Genomic DNA, 23,314 nt, shown 5'->3' with positions numbered 1-23,314 from the left:
CGGGCGGCCTGCCGGCCGGCGCCGGGCGGGCCGCCGGGGTCTGGCCCAGGATGTAGCGGGAAACGTTGCGGTTGTGCTCGGACAGGTTCACCGAGAACTCGCTGGTGCCGTTGCCGCGCGACACGAAAAACAGGAACTTGTGCTGCTCGGGCTGCACCGCCGCCAACAGCGCCGCGCGGCCGGCGGCCGCGATCGGCGTGGGCGGCAGGCCCGGGCGCGTGTAGGTGTTCCAGGGCGTGTCGGTCTGCAGGTCGCGCTTGCGGATGCGGCCCTGGTAGGCGTCGCCCATGCCATAGATGACGGTGGGATCGGTCTGCAGCAGCATGCCGATCTTCAGGCGGTTGGCGAACACGCCCGCGACCCGGCGGCGGTCCGGGCCATGACCGGTTTCCTTCTCGATGATGGACGCCAGCACCAGCGCCTCGTAGGGCGTGGACAGCGGCAGGTCGGACTGGCGCTTGGCCCAGGTGTCGTCCAGGATGCGCTGGCCTTCCTGATAGGCGCGGCGCAGCAGGTCAAAGTCGGTGCTGCCCGGCGTGAAGATGTAGGTGTCGGGGAAGAACAGGCCTTCCGGGTGCTTGATGTCCGAGCCCAGGCGTTCCATCAGGGCCTCGTCGCTGATGTCCCCCAGCGTCTGCTTGACGTCGGGATTCTCGCGCAGCGCCTGACGGATCTGGCGGAAGGTCCAGCCCTCCAGGAAGGTGATCTGGCGCTGGGTCATGTCGCCGCGCGCCATGCGCTGCAGCAGCAGCCAGGGCGTGTCGCCGTTGATGGCCTGGTAGCCGCCCGCCTTGATCAGCTTGTCCTGCTCGGACAGGCGCGCCATCCATACGAAGCCCGGCTCCCACACCGGCACGCCGGCCGCATTGAGCGCGCGCGCGACCGTGCGCGGGCTACTGCCCGGGTCCACCACGAAATCGATCCTGTCGGCCGACAGGTGGATAGGCCGGTGCATCCAATGCCAGGCGGCGCCGGCAGCCGCGGCGGCGGCCAGCACGATGAGCAGGAATGACCACAAGACGTAAAAACGGAGTCGCTTCTTCATAAGTCCGGGAAGTTTAATGGATCGCGCGAACCTGGCGGGGCAAAACGAGGGCCGGAGCGCGCCGCGCGCCCCTTTGCCCCGCGCGGGCATGGGCCTGCCAGGAGGAGAACACAGCTATCATCAAGCCTTTGATGATCAGTCACGGGCCCACGCAGCCATGCATGCTTTCTTTTCTTCGATCCCGGCGCGCGCCGAAGGTTGCGCGCAATGCGCCCCCCTGGATGATTTCGCCGTTTTCAGCGCCAGCGGCGCCGACGCGCTGACCTTCCTGCACGGCCAGCTGACGCAGGACGTCACCGGCCTGCCCGCCGACGCCGCCCGCCTGGCCGGCTACTGCACCGCCAAGGGCCGCCTGCTGGCCACGCTGGTGATGTGGCGCGGCACCGATCCGGCCGAAGATGCGCCGCGCCTGTACGGCCTGGTGCGCCAGGACCTGGCCGCGGCCCTGATCAAGCGTCTGTCCATGTTCGTGCTGCGCGCCAAGGTCAAGCTGGCCGCCGCCTCCCTCCATGTGACCGGCGTGCAGGCCGCGCCGGCGCAACTGGCCGCGCTGGAAGCCGTCGCCGGCGCGCTGCCGCGCACGCCGTGGGAACGCGCCGAACTGCCCTCCGGCACCTGGATCGCCGCGCCCTCGGCCGACGCCACGTTGCGCTGGTGGTGGGTCGCTTCCGACGCCCAGCTGGAGGCCGCGGCGCCGCTGGCGCCCGTGCTCGGCCAGGTCCCGCCTGCCCAGTGGCACGCCGCCGACCTGGCCGCCGGCATTCCCTGGATCACCACGGCCACCCAGGACGTCTTCATTCCGCAAACGGTCAACCTGGACCTGATCCAGGGTGTCAGCTTCACCAAGGGCTGTTATCCGGGCCAGGAAGTGGTGGCGCGCAGCCACTACCGCGGCACGGTCAAGCGCCGCATGGCCTTTGGCACCATTGCCGGCGCCGACCTCTCCACTGAAAGCCTGGCGGGCCAGGACGTATTCGACGCCACCCAGCCGGGCGAGCCCATCGGCCGCATCGTCGATGCTTCGCGCGCGCACGACACCGTGTCGGTGCTGTTCGAAACCACCCTGGCCGCCCTGCCGGAAGGCGATCTGCGGCTGGCCTCGGCGGACGGCCCGCGCATCGCGGCCGCCCCGCTGCCGTACTCCCTCACCCCCTGACGCACGCCGCCCGGTTGCCGGCCCGCGGACCCGATCCGCGCGGCCGTCGCCGCCAGCGCCCCTCAGACAACGGCGCCGAACATGGCGCCCACGCCCGCCGTCACCGCCATCGCCAGCGCGCCCAGCACCGTCACCCGCAATGCCGCCGGCCCCTTGGGCGCGCCCCCGGCGCCTGCCGCCAGGGCCCCCAGACAGGCCAGACAGGCGACTGACGCCACGATCACCCAGCTGATCAGATGCGGCAGCGGCGCAACCGCGGCAACGGCCAGCGGCAAAGCCGCGCCGCCGGCGAACGAGGCCGCCGACGCCACCGCCGCCTGCACCGGACGGGCACGATTGTGCAGGGAAATGCCCAACTCATCACGCGCATGAGCGTCGAGCGCGTCATGGCGCGTCAATTGCCGCGCGACCTGCTCGGCCAGGTCGCGCGACAGGCCGCGCTCGACATAGATCTCAATGAGTTCTTCCAGCTCTTCGCCAGAATTGCGCTTGAGCGAACGCTGCTCCATTCGCAGGTCGGCGGCCTCGATATCGGATTGCGACCGCACCGAGACGTATTCACCCGCCGCCATCGACAGCGCCCCGGCCACCAGGCCGGCCAGGCCCGAGGTCAGCACCGCCTCGTGCGAGGCCTGGGCCGCGGCGACGCCGGTGATGAGGCTGGCGGTCGAGACGATGCCGTCGTTGGCGCCCAGCACGGCCGCGCGCAGCCAGTTGCTGCGGAATATCCGGTGATGTTCTTTGGAAGGCATTGCCGTGGACCCGTTCAAGGCGCGACAAGGCTGGCGGCGGACGGCCGCCGCCAGCGGCTCAACGCGGCGTCACGCGCACCGCGGTGAGCAAGCCTATCACGCAAAGCGTGGCCTGTTCGCCCTCGTAGGCATGCACTTCGACCTGGCAGATCGACAGGCGCTTGCCCGGCTTGACCACGCGGCCGCTGGCCACGTAGCGCTCGCCCTTGGCGGGCGCCAGGAAGTTCATCTTGAACTCCGAGGTCAGCACGTCCTCGCCAGGCTGGAACAGGCTGAAGGCGGCATAGCCGCCGGCCGAATCGGCGATGGTGGTGGAGATGCCGGCGTGCAGAAAGCCGTTCTGCTGGCACAGGTCGGCGCGGTACGGCAGCGCGATGTCCACCCTGCCCGGCTCGACCACGTCCAGGCTGGCGCCGAGCAGCCGCATGATGCTCTGCCGCTCGAAGCTCGCCTGGACCCGCCCGGCCGGATCGACGCAAGTCGCGGGCGCGGCCATGTCAGTCCTGGTCGCGCTTGACCAGATTGACGATGCTGGAGAAGTCCAGCCGGCCCGAACCGCCCGCGCTGTGCAACGAGTACAGGTTGCGCGCCAGCTCGCCCAGCGGGATCGAAGCGCGCGCCGACAGCGCCGCCTCGGCCGCCAGGCCCAGGTCCTTGAGCATCAGGTCGACGCCGAAGCCGCCGGCGTAGCCCTTGGAGGCCGGGGCGTGTTCCATCACGCCGGGCCACGGGTTGTACAGCTCGGTGGCCCAGTTGCGGCCCGAGCTCTTGGCGATGATGTCCGACAGCACCTTGGGATCGAGGCCGTTGGCCACGCCCAGCGCCAGCGCCTCGGAGGTGCCGGCCATGAGGATGCCGAGCAGCATGTTGTTGCAGATCTTGGCGACCTGGCCGGCGCCCGCGGGCCCGGCGTGGAAGATGTTCTTGCCCATCTTTTCCAGCACCGGACGGGCGCGCTCCAGCGCGGCGGTCTGGCCGCCGACGATGAAGGTCAGCGTGCCCGCGGCCGCGCCGCCGGTGCCGCCCGAGACCGGCGCGTCGATCATGGCGATTCCGCGCACCTCGGCGGCCTGCGCCACCTTGCGAGCCGAGTCCGGCGCGATGGTGCTGCACTCGATCACGAGCGCGCTGGACGGGATCTTGCCCAGCAGGTCCTGGTCCAGGTACAGGCCTTCGACGTGCTTGCTGGCCGGCAGCATCGAGATCACCACCTCGGCGCCCTTGACCGCTTCGGCGGCCGACGCCGCCGCCTTGGCGCCCGCATCGGTCAAGACCTTGACCGCCGCCGGCACCAGGTCGAACACCGTCAGGCTGTGACCGGCCTTGACCAGATTCAATGCCATGGGCGAGCCCATGTTGCCCAAACCGATAAACGCGATACTGCTCATGATGTCCTGTCTCCTGTTGCTATTGCTGTAGGTATGAAATCAGTGTTGCGACGCGATGCCGGCCCGCTCCGCGGCGGACGTCAGCGGCCTTCCTTGCCCAGGTCGTCCAGCGGATGCGGCTGGCCCTCGGGCCAGGGCTCGTCGAAGAACTTCTGCACCCAGGCCTCGGTGGCCATGTCCAGCACCGCGGGGTTCCAGCGCGGCGTCTTGTCCTTGTCGATCAGCAGCGCGCGGATGCCTTCGGCGAAATCGCCATGCGCGGTGCAATGCAGCGCGGCGATGTACTCCGCGCGGAACACATCGTCCAGCGACCGCAGCCGCATGCGCTGTTGCAGCGCGAACGACAGCCGCAGCGAGCCGGGCGAACCGGCCAGCATGGTGGCGGCGGCGCGCGCCAGCCACGGGTCGGCATGGTCCTTCAATCCGGCCAGTTCCTCGTAGATCTCGTCCAGCCGGTTGCCGCTGCACAGGCTGTTGATCATGAACGAGTGCTGGCGCAGATGACCACTCTCCAGCGGCGTCTGCGGCTCGAGCGCCGTCAGCGCCCGGCGCAACAGGCCGTCGTTGATCGAGCGCGGCGGAATCGCATCCTCCGCGCCGCCGGCGGCCTGGCCGGCCCAAGGCTGTTCCTCCAGCGAAGCCAGCAGCTTGGGCCAGTCTTCGTGGTTCAGGCGGAAATCCGCCAGGCCGGCGAAGAACGCGTCGGCGGTATTGATCTGGGCGCCGGTCAGCGCCAGGAACACCCCGATGCGGCCCGGCATGCGGTTCAGCAGCCAGCTGCCGCCCACATCCGGGAACAGGCCAATGGACACTTCCGGCATCGCCAGGCGCGAGGTCTCGCTGACCACGCGGTGGCTGGCGCCCATCATCAGGCCGATGCCGCCACCCATGACGATGCCGTGGCCCCAGCACAGCACCGGCTTGGGGTAGCTGTGGATGCGGTAGTCCAGGCGGTATTCATGCTCGAAAAAACGGCGTGCGTAGGCATTGCCCCAGGCGCCCTTGCCGGCGTTCTCGGTCATGCTGCGGTACAGGCCGTGCAAGTCGCCGCCGGCGCAGAAGGCCTTCTCGCCCGCGCCCTGAAGCACCACCAGCGCCACCGCCGGATCGCGCGCCCAGGCGTCCAGGCGCTCGGCCAGCAGGTCGACCATCTCCAGCGACAGCCCGTTCAGGGTCTGCGGCGAATTCAGCGTCGCGATCCCGAAGCGCATTCCATTGGCGGCGGCCCTTTCTTCGAACAGCACCGGTGCATTCATCTTATGTCGGCTCCTTTTTCCAACAATTGGCGGGCGATGATCACGCGCATGATCTCGTTTGTCCCCTCCAGAATCTGATGTACGCGAGTATCGCGCACCAGACGCTCCAAGGGATAGTCCCGCAAGTAGCCATAGCCGCCGTGGATCTGCTGGGCGTCCAGGCAGATCTGGAAGCCCATGTCGGTGGCAAAGCGCTTGGCCATCGCGCAGTAGGTGGCGGCGTCGGGCGCGCCGGCGTCCAGCTTGCAGGCCGCCAGCCGCACCATCTGACGCGCCGCCACCAGGTGGGTGGCCATGTCCGCCAGCTTGAATTGCAGCGCCTGGAATTCCGCCAGGCGGCGGTTGAACTGGCGCCGCTCGTCCATGTAGCGGCGGGCCGCGTCCAGCGCGCCCTGGGCCGCGCCCACCGAGCAGGTGCCGATATTGATGCGGCCGCCGTCCAGGCCCTTCATGGCGATCTTGAAGCCCTCGCCCTCCTCGCCCAGCAGGTTGCCGGCGGGCACACGCACGTTCTCGAACACAATCGGACGGGTGGACTGGCTGTTCCAGCCCATCTTCTCTTCCTTGCGGCCGTAGCTGATGCCCTCGCTGTCGGCGGGCACGGCAAAGGCGCTGATGCCGCCCGCGCCCTCGCCGCCGCTGCGCGCCATCACCACCAGCAGGTCGGTGTCGCCGCCGCCCGAGATGAAGGCCTTGGCGCCATTGAGCACATAGTGGTCGCCCTGGCGCTGCGCCCGGGTCGACAGCGAGGCGGCGTCGGAGCCGGCCCCCGGTTCGGTCAGGCAGTACGAGGCCAGCTTCTGGCCGCTGGCCAGCAGCGGCCCCCAGGCCTCGCGCAGGGCCGGCTGGGCCCACTTGCCGACCATCCAGGTGGCCATGTTGTGGATCGTCAGGAATGCGGTGGTCGACGGATCGACGGCGGCCATTTCCTCGAACACCAGGGTGGCGTCCAGGCGTGGCAGCCCCAGGCCGCCGATATCCTCGCTGGCATAGATGGCGCAGAAGCCCATCTCGCCGGCGCGCGCGAACGCCTCCTTGGGAAAGATGCCCTCGGCATCCCACCGCGCCGCATGGGGCGCCAGTTCGCCCTCGGCATAGTCGCGCGCGGCCTGCGCGAACGCGCGCTGCTCGTCGGTCAGTTCCAAGTCCACAGCCTGTCTCCTGATGTCATCGGTATTGTCTGTTGGCGTTGCTGCCGTCTCGTGAACGCCAGCCAGGCCATTTTGACATGACGTTGACGTAAACGTAAGGGTACGGCGCCGTCAATGTTACGCCGGAAGACGCGACGCGATTTGTCCCGATGACGACAATGTGAGGGCTGGCCGCGCTGCCCGGGCAACGCGCCCCGCGGCAAGCCGCTAGAGCAGCCCGGCCGGGCGCACCCGCCCGTTGCGCGCGGTCTTGGCGCGCCGATGCTCGGCGCGGCGGCGGCGCGACTCCTTGGGATCGAAACTCAGGCCCCGGTAGATCTCGACGCGATCGCCATCGCGCAGCGGCGTATCCGCCTCGACCGCGCGTCCGAACACGCCCACGCCCCGCTCCCAGGGCTGGACCACCGGGAAAGCCTGGGCAAAGCCGCTGGCGTGCAGGGCGTCGGCCACGGTCGCGCCCGCCGGCAGCCGCAGCTCGCGCAACCAGACCTGGGCCGACAAGGCATAGCAGACCGACACGGCGATCCGCCCGTCCGCGGGCGCCTCATTCCCCATACTTGGCCTGCGCGCGCTTGGTGAAGGAATCGATGAAGCTGGTGGCGATGCGGTTGAACACCGGCCCCACCACCATTTCCAGCGCCCGGTTGGAAAACGCGTATTCCATGGTGAACAGCACCTTGCAGGCGTCCTCGGCCAACGGCTGGAACTCCCAGTGCCCCACCAGGCTGGAGAACGGACCATCGACCAGTTCCAGGTCGATGCGGTCGGGATAGACATGCCGGTTGCGCGTGGTGAAGCGCTGCTTCATGCCCGCGAAACTGATCAGGATGGAAGCCTGCATGCCGTGCTCGTCGCGGCTCTGGACCTCCGCGCCGCCGCACCACGGCATGAATTCGGGGTACTTCTCCACGTCGGCCACCAGGTCGAACATCTGGGCGGCGCTGTAGGGCACCAGGACGGATCGCTGTACTTTGTGCATCGACTATCGCAAATGGCTAGAATGATAGGATTTTACCGGCACCGCGCCACCCGGGGCGCAAACATGGCCGCGGCGGGTCCGCGGCAGCCGGGTATCCGGGCGAACGCCCCCCGGACTGCCCGCCCATCGCCTGCCGCAGAGCAAACCCAAGAACAGATCCCGCCACGGAACGGATCCGCATGCCGGTCCGGGAACGGCGGCCCCGGAACGGATCAGAGAACAGATGGGCATTTTGGCCCCCACAAGATGAGCATTATCGACAATCGCAAGGCCACGCACGATTATTTCATCGAGGACCGCTACGAGGCCGGCCTGGTCCTCCAGGGCTGGGAAGTCAAGGCGATCCGCGATGGCCGCGTGCAGCTCAAGGAAAGCTACGTCATCGTGCGCGACGGCGAGCTGTTCCTGCTCGGCATGCACGTCAGCCCCCTGCCGACGGCCTCCACCCACATTCACCCCGACGCCATGCGCACGCGCAAGCTGCTGCTCAAGGCCGAGGAGATCAGCAAGCTGATCGGCAAGGTCGAACAGCGCGGCTATACGCTGGTGCCGCTCAACCTGCACTACAAGAACGGCCGCATCAAGCTCGACTTCGCGCTGGGCCGCGGCAAGAAACTCTTCGACAAGCGCGACACCGCGCGCGAGAAAGACTGGCAGCGCGAAAAAGAGCGCATCATGAAGCACGACACGCGGGCGTCGCGCAAAGACAGTTGAATCAGGCGGCCGCCGGCAGCGGCACGCGCTCGGCCGGCTGCATGCCCGGCCCCAGCACCCGGTTGCGGCCGCCCTGCTTGGCCGCGTACAGCATGCGGTCGGCGCGCTCAAAAAAGGCCTGCAGGTTCTCGCCCGGCAGCCACTCCGCCACCCCGGCGCTGAACGTATAGGCAATCACGCTGCCGCCATGGGCGCAGGGCGTGCGCTGCACCGAGTCGAGCAAGCGCTGCGCCACGTCCATCACGGCGTCGCTGCGCAAATCGGCGAACAGCACGCTGAATTCCTCGCCCCCCACCCGGCCGACATGGTCGCCGGTTCGCAACGTGGCCGTGGCCAGCAGGCCGAAATGGCGCAGCACCGCGTCGCCGGCGGCATGGCCGTGCGTATCGTTGATCCGCTTGAAGTGGTCGATATCCAGCAGCATCAGGGACAATGGCCGCCGCGTGCGCAGCGCCTGGGCGCAAAAGCGCTCCGCCTGCAGCCACCATGCCTTGCGCGACATCAACCCTGTCAGGAAATCGGTGCTGGCCTCGTGCTCGCGATCGGCCAGCATGCGGTCGTGGATGATCATGATCGTGCCCAGCGTCAGGCAGGGCATCGCCAGCACGCCCAGCGTCATGAACACAATGTTCCAGTTGGTCGGTTGCAGCAGGAAATCGGCCCGGGCCACGCCGGACGCGAACAGCACCGACCGCAGCGCGCAGGTCAGGCCGGATATCATCGCCACCGACCAGACGAAGTAATAGCTGTAGCGCGAACGGTTGGCGGGCAGTCCCCGCCACACCGCCGCCGCCACCGCGAACATGAAGCCCATCTGCAGCGTCGACATGGCCACGATGCGGGGCGCCACCTGGTTGTCCAGGTAGGTATATCCCGCCAGCACCAGCCAGGCCGCGCCGCAGGCCAGCCCCATCAGGTGGCGCGGCACCCGCTGCCCCAGCAGGCGCCGGATACCGGTGTAGTAGGCGCACAGCGCCAGCCCGATCAGCACATTGGGCAGCACGATCGACAGCCAGCGCGGCGCCTCGGTGGCCTGCAGCCCGAACAGAAAAAACGCCAACAGCGTGAGCAGGTTGGCGCGTATGGTTTCGCGGATCCCGGCCATGCCGCTGCGCGCCAGGGACCCCAGCACACACAGCGATAGCACTCCCGTCAGTACTGCGATCGACAGCAAATGGACGGGAGCGATCATGGGCAATGCGCCAGGCGGCGCGCGGTTCAGCTGTTGCGGGTGGATTTGACGATGGTCATGGCCGAGGCGATCATGCCGCCCACGTCCGCCAGGTTGGCCGGCAGGATCAGCGTGTTGCCTTCCTTGGCCACGTTGCCGAAGGCCTCGACATAGCGCTCGGCCACCTTCAGGTTGACCGCTTCCATGCCGCCGGGCTGGCGCACGGCGTCGGCCACCTGCGTGATGGCCTTGGCGGTGGCTTCGGCGATCGCCAGCACCGCCGCGGCCTCGCCCTGCGCCTGGTTGATCTGGGCCTGCTTCTCGCCTTCCGAACGGGCGATGGCCGCTTCGCGTTCGCCGGTGGCGATGTTGATCTGCTCCTGGCGGCGGCCTTCCGAGGCCGCGATCAGCGCGCGCTTCTCGCGCTCGGCGGTGATCTGCGCCTGCATCGAGCGCAGGATCTCGTTGGGCGGGGTCAGGTCCTTGATCTCATAGCGCAGCACCTTCACGCCCCAGTTCAGCGCCGCCTCGTCCAGCGACGACACGATGGTGCTGTTGATGGCGTCGCGTTCCTCGAAGGTGCGGTCCAGTTCCATCTTGCCGATCACCGAGCGCAGCGTGGTCTGCGCCAGCTGCGTGATGGCCGAGATGTAATTGGACGAACCGTACGACGCGCGCATCGGGTCGGTCACCTGGAAGTACAGCACGCCGTCCACCTGCAGTTGGGTGTTGTCGCGCGTGATGCAGACCTGGCTCGGCACGTCCAGCGGGATTTCCTTGAGCGAATGCTTGTACGACACGCGCTCGATGAACGGGATCACGAAGCCGGCGCCCGGCGACAGTACGCGGTCGAACTTGCCCAGCCGCTCGACCACCCAGGCGTGCTGCTGGGGGACGATGGCGATCGCCTTGATGACGATCAGGATCGCCAGTGCGACGATAACAAGCAGGACGATAGTGGAAGTGTCCATCATGGTGTAGTGCCTCTTCTGGGGTGAATGCGGTGACGCGCCTGTCCGCGATAGCCAGGGCGCCTGCTGCGGCCGGCCCGTCTGCGCGGGTCCGGGTCCTGCCTTGGAACGGGCCGGCGCGCAAAGGCAAGGAGCCTTCCACGCCGCCACGCCCTAGCGCGTGGCGCCGGTCGCGTCCCCCTTCGGAGTCAGGACCAGGCGCGTGCCGCGCATTTCGGTGATGATGTGTTCGCCGCCGTGGGCCGGCTGCCCCTCGGCCAGTTCCGCCTGCCAGTGCGCACCGCGGTACCAGACGCGCGCGGTGCCGTCCTGGCTCCAGGCTTCCACCTTGACAGTCTGGCCGATGTCCAGGTTGACGTCGGCGTTGCGCGAGGCGTCGACCTCGCGCTTTTTCAGGACGCGCGTCTTGCGCAGCACCAGCAGGCCCAGCAGCAGCACGACGCCACACGCCACCAGCTGCCATTCCAGGCCCGCCAGCAGCCAGGCGGCAACGCCCCCCGCGGCCAGTCCCAGCGCCACCAATAGCAGGTAGAAGGTTCCTGTCGCCAGCTCGCCGATGAGCGCCAGCGCGGCCAGCCCTAACCAAATCCACATAGTTACGTTTGCCTGAAAGGATGAGTCGGTCAGCGGATTGTACGTATTTCCATGACGCCGCGGTGACGCCCCCGCCCACCTCGGACAATCGCCTGGATTATGATGTGCGCTGGCTGCCGTCCCCGGCCGCTGGCATTTACCACGTATACACCCCCAATGACCGCTGCAATCTCCCCCGCCCGTCCCGTCCTCATCCTGCACACGGGCGACCCGGACGATACGCTCAAGAGCCAGTTCGGCGGCTATGCCGAACAGTTGGCGCGGGCCTCCGGCCTGGCGCCCGACGCCCTCGAAGTGGTTGCCGTCCACGCCGGCGAACGGCCGCGCGCGCCGGACCAGTACCGCGCCGCCCTGATCACGGGGTCGCCGGCCATGGTCACCGACCTGGAGCCCTGGAGCGAAGCCACCGCCGCCTGGCTGCGCGAGGCCGCTGCGGCCGGCCTGCCGATGTTCGGCATCTGCTACGGCCACCAGCTCCTGGCGCACGCCCTGGGCGGCAAGGTGGGCTACAACCCCGCCGGCCGCGAGGTCGGCACCCAGACGGTCGAACTGCTGCCCGCCGCCGCCGGCGACAAACTGCTGGCCGGCCTGCCGCCCACCTTCCCGGCCCAGATGCTGCATGCGCAGACCGTGCTGCAGTTGCCGCCCGGCGCCGCCGTGCTGGCGCGTTCCGACCTGGACCCGCACCAGATGATCCGCATCGGCCGCAACGTCTTCTCGACCCAGTTCCACCCCGAATTCGGCCCCGATTTCGTGCGCGCCCACCTCGAACGCTTCGGCCGCCGCTACGCCGCCGAGAACCTCGACGTGCCCGGCCTGTCCGCCAACGTGCGCGCCACCCCGGTGTCGGGCGAACTGGTGCGCCGCTTCCTGGACGCCTACGCGCCCGCCTGAGGTCCGGACCGGGGACGCGTGCCGCTCCCGGCAACAACCGGAGTGCGGCGCGGGCAGGCCTTTGAGAACATGGTCGAAAGCGCGCAAACCGGCGCGCCCCTGGAGCCCGACATGACCCACGCCGCCCCCTTGAGCAAACAGCACGCCGCCGCCGTCGAACGCGCCTGCCGGGCGCTGGAGGCCGAGCAGCCGCCCGACCTGAACACGCTGGCCGAACAGGCCGGCATGAGCCGCTTCCATTTCCACCGCATCTTCAAGGCGGCCACCGGCATCACGCCCAAGGCCTACGCCAACGCGCTGCGCGCCGACCGCGCCCGCCAGCAGCTGCGCCAGGGCGCCAGCGTCACCGACGCCATGTACGGCGCCGGCTTCAACTCCAGCGGCCGCTTCTACGAGGCCGCGCCGGCCATCCTGGGCATGACGCCCACCGCCTTCCGCAAGGACGGCGAAGGCGTCGAGATCCGCTTCGCCGTGGGCCAGTGCGCGCTGGGCGCCCTGCTGGTGGCGGCCAGCGACACCGGCATCTGCGAAATCGCGCTGCACGAAGACCCCGAACAACTGGTGCGCAACCTGCAGGACCGCTTCAAGGCCGCCCGGCTGATCGGCGCCGACCGCGAATTCGAGCAATGGATGGCGGCGGTGGTCGGTTTCGTCGAAAACCCCTCGGTGGGCCTGCACCTGCCGCTGGACGTGCGCGGCACCGCCTTCCAGCGCCGCGTCTGGGAGGCGCTGCGCGAGATCCCGGTGGGCGCCACCGTCACCTACACCGACATCGCCGAACGCATCGGCTCGCCGCGTTCGGTGCGCGCGGTGGCGCGGGCCTGCGCCACCAACAACATCGCGCTGGCGATTCCCTGCCACCGCGTGGTGCGCACCGACGGCTCGCTGGCCGGCTACCGCTGGGGCATCGAGCGCAAGCGCGAACTGATCGAGCGCGAGGCCAAGGCGGCCTGAAGGACATGGCCCGCGTCCTTGCCAGGGACGCTGCGCGGCACGGATGGCAAGCCCGCTATAATTGAGAACGGTTGTCAATCGTATTTGACTGTTCTCACGCGGGCTTTCTCGCCCGCCGGCCTGCCATGAACGTGCCTGTTGGCGACATCTCCGCCCTCTACCAAGCCGAAGTGCGGCGCCTGCGCGCCATCGTGCGCCGTATCGTCGGCAGCCAGGGCGCGGCCGAGGACGTCGTGCAGCAGGCCTTCACCAATTTGCTGCGCATGGGCGCCCAGCGCGCCCAGGTCAATGCCGGCTACATCACCCGGGCGGCCCACAACCTGGCCCTCAACCACCTGCGCGATGCGCGCCGCCGCGCCGAGGTGGAGTTGACCGGCCTGGAACTGGACCACCTCCCCGACTCCCGCCCCACGCCGGAAATGATCGTGATGTACCGGCGCGAGCTGCAACGCCTGCTGGAGGCCATCGCGGCGCTGCCTGAACGCCGCCGCCAGGCCTTCGTGCTCAAGCGCATCGAAGGCCTGTCCTATGACGAGATCGCCGAACGCATGGGCACCAGCCGCAATACCGTGATCTCGCAGGTCGTGGCCGCCATGGCGCAGCTGGACGCCGCGCTGGAGCCCGCCTGAGCCATGGCCGCCCCCGCCCCGGACCCGATCTACCTGGCCGCGCTGGAATGGCTCGCGCGGCTGCACGACGAGGACGTCACCGAACAGGATCGCCGCGCCTTCGCCGGCTGGCTGGAGACCGACCCGGCCCACCCCGCCGCCTATGCGCGGGCGCAGGCGCTGTGGAACCGCTTCGACGCGGTCCGCCCCGTCGTTGACTGCATGCATCGTCGCCGCGCCATGCTGGGCGTGCTCGCGGCGGCCGTGACGGTTCCCGCGCTGTATGCATTGTCGCGCCTGCACCTGCTGGCCGACTATCGCACCGGCATCGGCGAACGGCGCCGCATCGTCCTGGCCGACGGCAGCGCGCTCGAACTGGGCAGCGACACCGCGTTGTCGGTCCGCTTCGACAGCCGCCAACGCCAATTGACCCTGCATCGCGGCCAGGCTTACTTCCAGGTCGCCGCCGACGCCACACGGCGCTTTTCCGTGCGGGCCGGCCAGGGGATCAGCACTGCGCTCGGCACGCAATTCGACGTCAAGCTGCTGGACGACATCGTCACCGTGTCGGTCACCGAGCATGCGGTCGCGGTGCGGCCGCGTCCCGACGCGCCCCCCGTGACGCTCGAAGCCGGCTGGCAGATGCGGTACGGCGTCTCGGGCGGCGCCGCGCCCGCGCGCTTCGATCAGGCGGCCGCGCTGGCCTGGCGCCAGGATCGCCTGGTGTTCAACGATGTGCCGCTGGCCACCGTGCTGGCCGAGCTGCAACGCTACCAGCGCGGCCCCATCTTCCTGATGGATGCCGGCGTGGGCGCGCTGCCGGTCACGGCCGCCTTCCACACGGCGGATCCGCAGGAGGCCCTGCGTGGCCTGGCGGAAACCTTCCCGATCCGGCTGCGTGTCGTGGCGGGCTACGCCACCCTGGTCTACGCGCGCTGACCACCCGACAACATTCAGTTACCAACTTCCCGCCCGCTTCGATCATCAGTTCCCGCCCGTCCGGTGTTTGACAGGGAGAGGACGCGCAATCCGCCGTCGCGATATCGAAACACGAACAAGGGCAAACCGCACATGTCGGCCGCACAACACCATCCCCTACGCCACCGCGCTGGCGCCTCCCTGCACACCGGCCGCCACGGCTTGCGCCGCCTGGCGGCCGCCTTGCTGGCGGCCACCGCCTGGGCCGCGGGCCAACCCGCGGCCCAGGCGCAAGCCGCTCCCGCCGACGCCGCCGCGCATCAACGCTTCGATATCCCCAGCCAGCCGCTGGCCAGCGCCCTGCTGTCCTATACCGCGTCCACCGGCCTGCAACTGGTCATGAGCGGCGACATCGCGCGCGACCGAACCGCCCCCGCGCTGCACGGCAGCTATACCCGCGATGAGGCCTTGACGCGCCTGTTGGCCGGCTCGGGCCTGGGCTGGCGCCACAGCGGCAACACCCTGATCGTGTCGCGGCTGCCCGCCGCCGCGAGCGACGCCACCACGCTCGACCCCATCCGGGTGCAAGGCGCGAGCGAGACCGTCCGATACGTGGCCGACACTTCCGGCGCCGGCACCAAGACCGACGCCCGGCTGATCGAGACGCCCCAATCCATCTCGGTGGTGACACGCCAGCAGATGGACGACCAGGCGGTGCAGAACGTGCGCCAGGCGCTGCGCTATACGCCTGGCCTGACCGCCGAATACCGCGGCGCCGGCGGCTCGCGCTACGACACGGTGATCTACCGCGGCTTTGGCGGTGGCATCAATTACGACTACGCCTATCTGGACGGGATGCGCCTGCTGGGCACGAACTACGCCATCCCGCAGATCGACATCTACAACCTGGAACGCATCGAAGTGCTGCGCGGCCCGTCATCCGTGCTGTTCGGCCAGGGCACTCCGGGCGGCCTGATCAACCTGGTCAGCAAGAAACCCACCGCCACGCCGCTGCACGAGATCGAATTGCAGGCGGGCAGCCACAACTTCGGGCAGGCCGCCTTCGACTTCGGCGGTCCGGTGGACGACGCCGGCAAGGTGCTCTACCGGCTGACCGGCGTCGCTCACACCGGCAAGACCCAGATCGACTACCAGAAGGACGAGCGCGTGGCGATCGCGCCGGCCGTCACGTTCCGCCCCAACGCCGACACCTCGCTGACGCTCCTGGCGCAGTACCAGCATGATCCCTATGGCGGCTACTTCGGCTTCCTGCCGGCCGTGGGCACCATCCAGGACCTGCCCGGCGGCGGCCGCATCGGTCGCCGCTTCTTCGACGGGTCGCCGCGCTTCGATGAATTCAAGCGCACGCAGACGGCCCTGGGCTATCTGCTGGAGCATCGGATCGACGAGGTCTGGTCGGTGCAGTCCAACCTGCGCTACATGCAGATGAAAACGGATTACAAGAGCGTCTACACCACGGGGCTGAATGCCGCCGATCCGGCCAATCCGCTGCTGACGCGGCGCGCCATCGTCAATCACGCCAACATGGACGCGGTGACCGCGGACAACCATGCCCAGGCCCGTTTCAACACCGGCGCCCTCGCGCACACCGCGCTGTTCGGCATCGACTACCAGCGCCTGAGTTATCGCGAAGACCAGGGCATGGGCGCCGCGCCATCCTTGTCGATCAATCGGCCCGATTACGACGCCGCCATCGCCACGCCGTCGATCACCGTGCGCAGCAAGCAGACGCTGGACCAGATAGGCCTGTACGCGCAGGACCAGGTGAAACTGGGCCAATGGACGCTGCTGGGCGGCATCCGCCAGGACTGGGCGGGCAACGACCGGCGCAACCGGATCAACGGCGACACCACCAACCAGTCCGACCGCGCCTTCTCCTGGCGCCTTGGCTCAGTCTATGAATTCAGCAACGGCGTGGCGCCCTACGTCAGCTATTCGCGTTCGTTCCAGCCGGTGGCCGACGCCGACGCCCAGGGCAATCTGTTCAAGCCCACCAAGGGCGAGCAATACGAGGCCGGCATCAAGTACCAGCCGCCCGGCCAGGACGCCTTCGTCAGCGCCGCCGTCTACCAGCTCACCCAGAGCAACGTGCTCACGACCGATCCGGCCAACACCAACTACAGCATCCAGACGGGCGAGGTGCGCTCGCGCGGTCTGGAACTGGAAGGCAAGGCCAGCCTGACGCGCAACCTGGACCTGCTGGCGTCCTACACCCTGATGGACAACGTCAACACGCGCAGCACCACCGCGCAGGGCAAGCACCCCACCTACGTCTCGCGCCACAGCGCCAACGCCTGGGCCAACTACACCTTCCACAGCGGCGCGCTGGCCGGCCTCAGCCTGGGCGGCGGCGTGCGTTACGTCGGCAGCAGCTATGCCAACGCCGACAACACATTGAAGGTCTCGCCCTTCACGGTGGTGGATGCCGCGGTGCGCTACGACCTGGGGCAAGCCATCCCTTCGCTGAAGGGACTGACCGCCGGCATCAACGCCAGCAACCTGTTCGATCGCGAATACGTATCGGCGTGCGCCACCGCGACCAAGTGCTTCTACGGCGCCGGACGCACCGTCATCGGCACCCTGACCTACCGCTGGTAAGCGTGGGCGCCCTGGCATGAGCATCGACGCCCCGCGCCGCCTGCGCATCTGGCGATGGCTGCATACGTGGTCCAGCCTGGCATGCACGCTGTTCCTGCTGATGCTGTGCCTGACCGGGCTGCCGCTGATCTTCCATGACGAGATCGACGCCTGGTTCGACACCCCCGCCCGTGTCCCGCCGGCGCGGGAGGCGGCCGCGCCACGGGACGTGGATGCCATGGCCGCGCGGGTGCGCGAGCAATACCCGCGCCGGGACATCCGCTTCATCGTCTGGCTGGACGAACCTCACCAGTACCGTTTCGGGCTGAGCCCGGGCGCGCCCGGCCAGAAGCCCTTCGCGCTGGTCGATGCGCACGGCCCCGTCGTCACCGGCGAAGCCTGGAGCGAGAAAGACTGGCGCCACGGCGGGCCGATGGCCCTGCTGTTGCGGCTGCATACCGACATGCTGCTGGGCATGCCGGGCAGCCTGATCCTGGCCGTCATGGGCGCGCTGCTGCTGGTATCGCTGGTTTCCGGCGTGGCGCTGTACGGCGGCTTCATGCGCAAGACGCCGTTCGGCACCGTGCGCAAGGGGCGTTCGCGGCTGCTGCGCATGCTGGACCTGCACAATCTGCTGGGCATGGTGCTGCTGGCCTGGTTGACCGTGGTCGGACTGAGCGGCGCAATCAACACGCTCGATTCGTTCGTCTTTGGCGCCTGGCGCGAGCATGCGGCCAGCCGGCAGTTGGCCGCGCCGCCGCCCGGCCCGCCGGTCGCCCGGCCGCTGCAGGCCGCGGTCGACCTGGCCCGGCGCACACTGCCGGAGCGCGACATCAGCTTCCTGGCGCTGCCCGGTTCGCTGTTCTCGTCCGACGGCGACTGTACCGTCTTCATGCAGGGCCGCACGCCGCTGACGCGGCACCTGCTGCACCCGGTCGTGGTGCGCATCGCCGACGGCGCACTGCTCGACGCGGATCCGCCGCCCTGGTACATGTGGCTGCTGGAAGGCTCGCGGCCGCTGCATTTCGGCAACTACGCCGGCCTGCCGCTCAAACTGATCTGGGCCATGCTGGATCTGGCGGCCATCGCCGTGCTGGTCACGGGGCTCTACCTGTATCTGCCCAGGCGGCGCGGGCCGGGCGCGGCAGCCAGGGGTTGACCGCCGCCGGGCCGCCCCAAGAAAAAACCCCCGCCTCTTCCGAATGCGGGGGTTTGCGTCAACGCGGGCGACTTACTGCTTCGCCAGGCGCTGCCAGGTGTCGACCACCGTGTCCGGATTCAGCGACATCGACAGGATGCCTTCATCCTTGAGCCACTGCGCGAAGTCCGGGTGATCGCTGGGGCCCTGGCCGCAGATGCCGACGTACTTGTTGGCGGCCAGGCAAGCCTTGATCGCGCGGCGCAGCATGAACTTGACGGCCTCGTCGCGTTCGTCGAAATCGGCCGCCAGCAGTTCCATGCCGGAGTCGCGGTCCAGGCCCAGGGTCAGCTGGGTCATGTCGTTCGAACCGATCGAGAAGCCGTCGAAGTACTGCAGGAACTCGTCGGCCAGGATGGCGTTGGAGGGCACTTCGCACATCATGATCAGCTTCAGGCCGTTCTCGCCGCGCGCCAGGCCGTGCTTGGCGAGCAGGTTGACCACCTTTTCCGCCTGGCCCAGGGTGCGCACGAACGGCACCATGATCTCGACGTTGGTCAGGCCCATGTCATCGCGCACCTTCTTGAGCGCTTCGCATTCCATGCGGAAGCACTCGGCGAAGTCGTCGGCGATGTAGCGCGAGGCGCCGCGGAAGCCCAGCATCGGGTTCTCTTCCTCGGGCTCGTAGCGCGAACCGCCGACCAGCTTGCGGTACTCGTTGGACTTGAAGTCCGACATGCGCACGATCACGGGCTTCGGGTAGAAGGCCGCCGCGATGGTGGCCACGCCTTCGGCCATCTTCTCGACGAAGAAGGCGCGCGGGCTGGCATGGCCGCGGGCGGCCGATTCCACGGCCTTCTTCAGCTCGCCGTCGACGTTCGGGTAGTCCAGCACCGCCTTCGGGTGGATGCCGATGTTGTTGTTGATGATGAATTCCAGGCGCGCCAAACCGACGCCGCCGTTGGGGATCTGGGCGAAGTCGAACGCCAGCTGGGGGTTGCCCACGTTCATCATAATCTTCAGGTCGATGGCGGGCATCTCGCCGCGGCGCACTTCCTCGACCTCGGTCTCGATCAGGCCGTCATAGATGCGGCCTTCGTCGCCCTCGGCGCACGACACGGTCACGGCCTGGCCTTCCTTGAGCAGGTCGGTGGCGTTGCCGCAGCCCACCACGGCCGGAATGCCGAGTTCGCGCGCGATGATGGCCGCGTGGCAGGTACGACCGCCGCGGTTGGTCACGATCGCCGAGGCGCGCTTCATGACGGGTTCCCAGTTGGGATCGGTCATGTCGGTGACCAGCACGTCGCCGGGCTGGACCTTGTCCATGTCGGAGATGTCGCCGACCACGCGCACCGGGCCCGAGCCGATCTTCTGGCCAATGGCGCGGCCGGTGATCAGGACCTGGCCGGTGGCCTTCAGGCGGTAGCGCTGCTGCACGTCGTTGGCGCCCTGCTGCGACTTCACCGTTTCCGGGCGCGCCTGCAGGATGTAGATCTTGCCGTCGACGCCGTCGCGGCCCCACTCGATGTCCATCGGGCGGCCATAGTGCTTCTCGATGATGACGGCGTAGCGGGCCAGCTCGATGACCTCGTCGTCGGTCAGCGAGTAGCGGTTGCGTTCGGACACCGGCACGTCGACCGTGCGCACGGCGCGGCCTTCCGGACGCTCGGGGTCGAATTCCATCTTGATCAGCTTGGAACCGATGCGGCGGCCGACGATGGGGAAATGGCCCTGGGCCAGCGTGGGCTTGAAGACGTAGAACTCGTCGGGGTTGACGGCGCCCTGCACCACGGTTTCGCCCAGGCCGTACGACGAGGTGATGAACACCACGTCCTGGAAGCCCGATTCGGTGTCGATGGTGAACATCACGCCGGCGCTGCCCTTGTCCGAACGCACCATGCGCTGGATGCCGGCCGACAGGGCCACATCGGCGTGGGCATAGCCCTTGTGCACGCGGTAGGAGATGGCGCGGTCGTTGTAGAGCGAGGCGAACACGTGGCGGATCTTGTCCAGCACGTCGTCGATGCCGACCACGTTCAGGAAGGTTTCCTGCTGGCCGGCGAACGAGGCGTCGGGCAGGTCTTCGGCAGTGGCGGACGAGCGCACGGCGAACGAGCCCTTGCCATCGGCGTCGAGCTTGGCGAAGGCGTCGCGGATCTGCGCTTCGAATTCGGCCGAGAACGGCGCTTCGACGATCCATTGACGGATCTGCGCGCCGGCGTTGGCCAGCTCGCGCACGTCTTCGGGGTTCAGGGTGGTCAGGCGTTCGGCGATGCGCTTGTCCAGGCCGGAGGCCTTGAGAAAGTCGCGGAAGGCGTCAGCGGTCGTGGCAAAGCCGCCCGGCACGCGGACACCCGCGCCAGACAGCTGGCTGATCATTTCGCCTAGTGATGCGTTCTTGCCTCCTACCGAGTCCACGTCCGTCATGCGGAGCTGCTCGAACAAAACAACGTACGACATTGAAGTCACCTTTTACAATGGAATGAAAGCGAGTTTGGTCAATGCAGATTCGACGCCGGCTTATCGCCTGGTTTTCGCCGATCCGCCTGCGCTGACCAAACTGGCCTTGGACCGCCCTTGGGGTGACTTATAGGGGCCTGATTGTACTCGGAGGAGCACATTCGGCCATCCGCCTGGTTGGAATTTTTACATATGACATCTACCCCGATCGTACGCACGGTATACATCGTTTCCGACAGTACCGGTATCACCGCGGAAACCTTCAGCCAGTCGGTGCTTTCCCAGTTCGAAGAAGTCGATTTCAAGCCGGTGCGGCTGCCGTTTGTCGACACGCTGGAAAAAGCCGCCGAAGTGGCCATGCGCATCGACCGCAGCGCCCAGGAAGCCGGCGTGCCGCCGATCGTCTTCAGCACCCTGGTCAACCCCGACATCCTGGCCCGTGTTCGCCAGGCGAACGGAATTTTCCTGGACCTGTTCGGCACCTTCGTCAGCCACATCGAGCAGGCGCTGGGGCTCAAATCCAGCCATTCCATCGGCCGCTCGCACATGCAGGCCAATTCGGAAAAGTACCGCAACCGGATCGACGCCATCAACTTCAGCCTGGCGCACGACGACGGCCAGTTCGTCAACCAGCTGGACCAGGCCGACGTCATCCTGGTGGGCGTCTCGCGCTGCGGCAAGACCCCGACCAGTCTGTACCTGGCCATGCAATACGCCATCAAGGCCGCCAACTTCCCCCTGACGCCTGACGATTTCGAGCGCGGCACCCTGCCCTCGACCATCGCGCCGCACCGCGCCAAGCTGTTCGGCCTGTCGATCCAGCCCGAGCGCCTGTCCGAGGTGCGCAACGAGCGCCGCCCCAACAGCCGCTACGCGCAGCTGGAACAATGCCGCTACGAGGTGGCCGAGGCCGAGCGCATGATGCGTCGCGAGGGCATTTCGTGGCTGTCCACCACCACCAAGTCGATCGAGGAAATCTCGACCACGGTGCTGCAGGAAGTCGGCCTGGACCGCGGCTGAAAACGCCAAGGGCGCGCCACCGGCGCGCCCTTGTCTGGCGGCAAACGGGCCGCCCCGCGGCGGTCAGCGACGCAGCTTGACCCGCTCGCGCGAACCGGCGCCCCAGTACTTCAGCGGCGCCATCTCCTGCTGCGCCAGCGTTTCCGAGTCTTCCATGCGCATGACCTGGGTGCCAACGCTGGACGAATTGCCGCCGACGCCCTCGATGCTCAGGCGCACGTAGCGCGTCTGTCCCGGCGCCAGGTCGAAGGTCACGAATTCATTCTCGCGCATCGTGTCGACGCGATAGGTACCGGGCGGACGATTGATGAAGAAGAAGCTGCCGGGCTTGGAACGTCCAACCTTGGTGCCGTTGACCCGCAGGTAAGGCTGGCTCGACAACACGCTGCCCGGCGCCGGCGGCTGGTAGAAATAAATCCGGCCGGTATCCGGCACCATGACGGGAATGTTCGCCGCCACGTCCCGGTAACGCGCGCCACCGCATCCCGCCAATACCCCCACCGCGATTGCGGCGGCGGCCAACATCCTGATCCCGCGCTTCATTCTTCCTGCTCTCCTGTCAGGGGACCACCGGCGCCACACACTATCGCATCGGGAGACCCGCAAGGTTATTGGCGCACGCCGATAGGCAGCGCCACCGGACGGGTCAACTCGACATAGCTGCGTTCGCCCGGCAGATAAAACCCCACCAGTTGGCCTGAAGAGACCACCAGATAGGCTTCGGTTTTCCTGGGCGCCTGGACAGTGAACTGTCCGCCCAAGGGTCGATAGACATCCCCCTGCACAATGGCGCCCACGCGACGCCATTGCGAAGCGCCCGGCAGCGTCACGGCCGCGTCGGCCGGTAATGCAGCGTGCACCTGCCTGGATAGCCGGATCACGTTGGCGGACTCGGCCGCCGCAACCGGTACCAGGTTGGCCGGCTCGGGCTTGCCGGATGCGCATCCCGCCAGCACGGCCACGCAGAGCCATGCAAACAGCATCACCCGACCCGCTCGATGCTCCAATGACCGATCAATAGTCCGGGAAGATGCCATGAATACCTCAAAATGTCAAAATTTGTAACCACACATAATCAGTAGCGCAGCTTCTCGCGGTCGCGCCAGCCCGCTCCCCAATAACGCAGCCCGGTCAGGTCCTGTTGCGCCGTCTCGGCCGATTCCTCCAACGCAGCACCTGGGCGCCGGCGACGATGTCCGTGCGCACATAGCGGGTCTGGCCGGCTTCCAACGGCACCGGCAGCGCCGGCCTGGCCGATCGCTTGTAGTGGGCGGTGGCCAGCGTATGCGCGCCGGCCGGCCGGTCGACGAAGAAGAAGCGTCCCGGCTTGGAGCGGCCGACCTTGCGGCCGTCGATCAGGATCGCTGGCTCGGCGGCGTTGGCGCCGTCGGCCTGGGCCAGTTGGTAGATGTAGATACGGCCATTGCCGGCCTCGATCGGCGGAATCTGGGAGGCGATCTCGCCATGACGCGGCCCGGCGCAGCCCGCCAGCAACAACGCGGCGGCCGACATCACAAGCATCCTTCCGATCTTCATGCGCACTCCTG

The 23,314-nt window shown here is 68.0% G+C and carries 24 protein-coding genes; 9 read left to right on the top strand and 15 right to left on the bottom strand.

From position 1 onward, the window contains the following. Window positions 1-1,045, bottom strand: a 1,045-nt coding sequence (mltG, locus tag HV742_RS29430) for an endolytic transglycosylase MltG (RefSeq protein ID WP_175147076.1), incomplete at its 3' end; no start/stop codon positions are given. Between the two features lie 157 nt (window positions 1,046-1,202). On the opposite strand from mltG, the gene ygfZ reads away from it, so the two are divergent. Further along, window positions 1,203-2,201, top strand: coding sequence for a CAF17-like 4Fe-4S cluster assembly/insertion protein YgfZ (ygfZ, locus tag HV742_RS29425; protein ID WP_175147075.1), 999 nt, complete (start codon window positions 1,203-1,205; stop codon window positions 2,199-2,201). Between the two features lie 62 nt (window positions 2,202-2,263). Here the strand turns inward: ygfZ and HV742_RS29420 are convergent, their stop codons facing one another. The 7 genes from HV742_RS29420 to HV742_RS29390 form a co-directional block, all read right to left on the bottom strand. After that, window positions 2,264-2,953, bottom strand: a complete 690-nt coding sequence (locus HV742_RS29420; protein WP_054416184.1) for a VIT1/CCC1 transporter family protein — start codon at window positions 2,951-2,953, stop codon at window positions 2,264-2,266. A gap of 58 nt (window positions 2,954-3,011) precedes the next feature. After that, window positions 3,012-3,449 (bottom strand): PaaI family thioesterase, encoded by a 438-nt coding sequence (locus tag HV742_RS29415; RefSeq protein ID WP_049074202.1) that lies wholly within the window; start codon window positions 3,447-3,449, stop codon window positions 3,012-3,014. Between the two features lies 1 nt (window position 3,450). Next, entirely contained in the window at window positions 3,451-4,341 is an 891-nt protein-coding gene (gene mmsB / locus HV742_RS29410; protein ID WP_049074205.1) for a 3-hydroxyisobutyrate dehydrogenase, read from the bottom strand. Between the two features lie 80 nt (window positions 4,342-4,421). After that, window positions 4,422-5,597, bottom strand: a complete 1,176-nt coding sequence (locus HV742_RS29405) for an enoyl-CoA hydratase/isomerase family protein (protein ID WP_059270153.1) — start codon at window positions 5,595-5,597, stop codon at window positions 4,422-4,424. After that, window positions 5,594-6,748 (bottom strand): acyl-CoA dehydrogenase family protein, encoded by a 1,155-nt coding sequence (locus HV742_RS29400; protein ID WP_068950553.1) that lies wholly within the window; start codon window positions 6,746-6,748, stop codon window positions 5,594-5,596. Before HV742_RS29400 ends, HV742_RS29405 begins: the two co-directional genes overlap by 4 nt. Window positions 6,749-6,955: 207 nt before the next feature. After that, window positions 6,956-7,303, bottom strand: a complete 348-nt coding sequence (locus tag HV742_RS29395) for an RnfH family protein (protein WP_049074214.1) — start codon at window positions 7,301-7,303, stop codon at window positions 6,956-6,958. Then, window positions 7,293-7,727, bottom strand: a complete 435-nt coding sequence (locus HV742_RS29390) for a type II toxin-antitoxin system RatA family toxin (protein WP_059270151.1) — start codon at window positions 7,725-7,727, stop codon at window positions 7,293-7,295. Before HV742_RS29390 ends, HV742_RS29395 begins: the two co-directional genes overlap by 11 nt. Window positions 7,728-7,973: 246 nt before the next feature. Here HV742_RS29390 and smpB point away from each other — a divergent pair, with 246 nt between their 5' ends. Then, window positions 7,974-8,441: an SsrA-binding protein SmpB gene (gene smpB / locus HV742_RS29385; protein WP_006385177.1), complete on the top strand. Its 468-nt coding sequence runs from the start codon at window positions 7,974-7,976 to the stop codon at window positions 8,439-8,441. A 1-nt stretch (window position 8,442) separates the two neighbouring features. On the opposite strand, the gene HV742_RS29380 is transcribed toward smpB, so the two are convergent. The 3 genes from HV742_RS29380 to HV742_RS29370 form a co-directional block, all read right to left on the bottom strand. After that, on the bottom strand, window positions 8,443-9,633 hold the full coding sequence (locus HV742_RS29380; RefSeq protein ID WP_054502797.1) for a GGDEF domain-containing protein: 1,191 nt from the start codon (window positions 9,631-9,633) through the stop codon (window positions 8,443-8,445). Between the two features lie 26 nt (window positions 9,634-9,659). Continuing rightward, on the bottom strand, window positions 9,660-10,586 hold the full coding sequence (locus tag HV742_RS29375; protein ID WP_049074219.1) for an SPFH domain-containing protein: 927 nt from the start codon (window positions 10,584-10,586) through the stop codon (window positions 9,660-9,662). A gap of 150 nt (window positions 10,587-10,736) precedes the next feature. Then, the gene (locus tag HV742_RS29370; RefSeq protein WP_006394517.1) at window positions 10,737-11,177 is read right to left on the bottom strand and encodes an NfeD family protein; all 441 of its coding nucleotides are present in this window, start codon (window positions 11,175-11,177) and stop codon (window positions 10,737-10,739) included. Between the two features lie 156 nt (window positions 11,178-11,333). On the opposite strand from HV742_RS29370, the gene HV742_RS29365 reads away from it, so the two are divergent. The 6 genes from HV742_RS29365 (at window position 11,334) to HV742_RS29340 (ending at window position 18,308) form a co-directional block, all read left to right on the top strand. After that, window positions 11,334-12,071, top strand: a complete 738-nt coding sequence (locus HV742_RS29365; protein WP_059270147.1) for a glutamine amidotransferase — start codon at window positions 11,334-11,336, stop codon at window positions 12,069-12,071. A gap of 111 nt (window positions 12,072-12,182) precedes the next feature. Further along, a complete protein-coding gene (locus HV742_RS29360; protein ID WP_175147074.1) occupies window positions 12,183-13,025 on the top strand; it encodes a bifunctional transcriptional activator/DNA repair enzyme AdaA in 843 nt (280 codons plus the stop codon). A 125-nt stretch (window positions 13,026-13,150) separates the two neighbouring features. Beyond that, complete coding sequence (locus HV742_RS29355) at window positions 13,151-13,654, top strand: RNA polymerase sigma factor (protein ID WP_054476884.1); 504 nt, start codon at window positions 13,151-13,153, stop codon at window positions 13,652-13,654. A gap of 3 nt (window positions 13,655-13,657) precedes the next feature. Further along, window positions 13,658-14,572 (top strand): FecR family protein, encoded by a 915-nt coding sequence (locus tag HV742_RS29350; protein WP_175147073.1) that lies wholly within the window; start codon window positions 13,658-13,660, stop codon window positions 14,570-14,572. Between the two features lie 132 nt (window positions 14,573-14,704). Next, the gene (locus HV742_RS29345; RefSeq protein ID WP_175147072.1) at window positions 14,705-17,170 is read left to right on the top strand and encodes a TonB-dependent siderophore receptor; all 2,466 of its coding nucleotides are present in this window, start codon (window positions 14,705-14,707) and stop codon (window positions 17,168-17,170) included. Between the two features lie 16 nt (window positions 17,171-17,186). Next, window positions 17,187-18,308 (top strand): PepSY-associated TM helix domain-containing protein, encoded by a 1,122-nt coding sequence (locus HV742_RS29340; protein WP_175147071.1) that lies wholly within the window; start codon window positions 17,187-17,189, stop codon window positions 18,306-18,308. Between the two features lie 72 nt (window positions 18,309-18,380). Here the strand turns inward: HV742_RS29340 and ppsA are convergent, their stop codons facing one another. After that, on the bottom strand, window positions 18,381-20,747 hold the full coding sequence (gene ppsA / locus HV742_RS29335) for a phosphoenolpyruvate synthase (RefSeq protein ID WP_175147070.1): 2,367 nt from the start codon (window positions 20,745-20,747) through the stop codon (window positions 18,381-18,383). A 192-nt stretch (window positions 20,748-20,939) separates the two neighbouring features. On the opposite strand from ppsA, the gene ppsR reads away from it, so the two are divergent. Further along, window positions 20,940-21,767, top strand: a complete 828-nt coding sequence (gene ppsR, locus HV742_RS29330) for a posphoenolpyruvate synthetase regulatory kinase/phosphorylase PpsR (protein ID WP_175147069.1) — start codon at window positions 20,940-20,942, stop codon at window positions 21,765-21,767. 63 nt (window positions 21,768-21,830) lie between these two features. Here the strand turns inward: ppsR and HV742_RS29325 are convergent, their stop codons facing one another. The 3 genes from HV742_RS29325 to HV742_RS29315 form a co-directional block, all read right to left on the bottom strand. Beyond that, window positions 21,831-22,310, bottom strand: coding sequence for a DUF2846 domain-containing protein (locus HV742_RS29325; protein WP_059270140.1), 480 nt, complete (start codon window positions 22,308-22,310; stop codon window positions 21,831-21,833). A 65-nt stretch (window positions 22,311-22,375) separates the two neighbouring features. Next, complete coding sequence (locus HV742_RS29320) at window positions 22,376-22,750, bottom strand: hypothetical protein (protein ID WP_175147068.1); 375 nt, start codon at window positions 22,748-22,750, stop codon at window positions 22,376-22,378. Between the two features lie 148 nt (window positions 22,751-22,898). Then, window positions 22,899-23,303, bottom strand: a complete 405-nt coding sequence (locus tag HV742_RS29315) for a DUF2846 domain-containing protein (RefSeq protein ID WP_254601294.1) — start codon at window positions 23,301-23,303, stop codon at window positions 22,899-22,901. Window positions 23,304-23,314: the final 11 nt, after the last annotated feature.

This window comes from Achromobacter ruhlandii (genome assembly GCF_902859695.1).
Classification (GTDB): domain Bacteria; phylum Pseudomonadota; class Gammaproteobacteria; order Burkholderiales; family Burkholderiaceae_B; genus Achromobacter; species Achromobacter ruhlandii.
The sequence above is the reverse complement of the archived record's forward strand: the minus strand, read 5'-3'. Positions and strand labels throughout refer to the sequence as shown.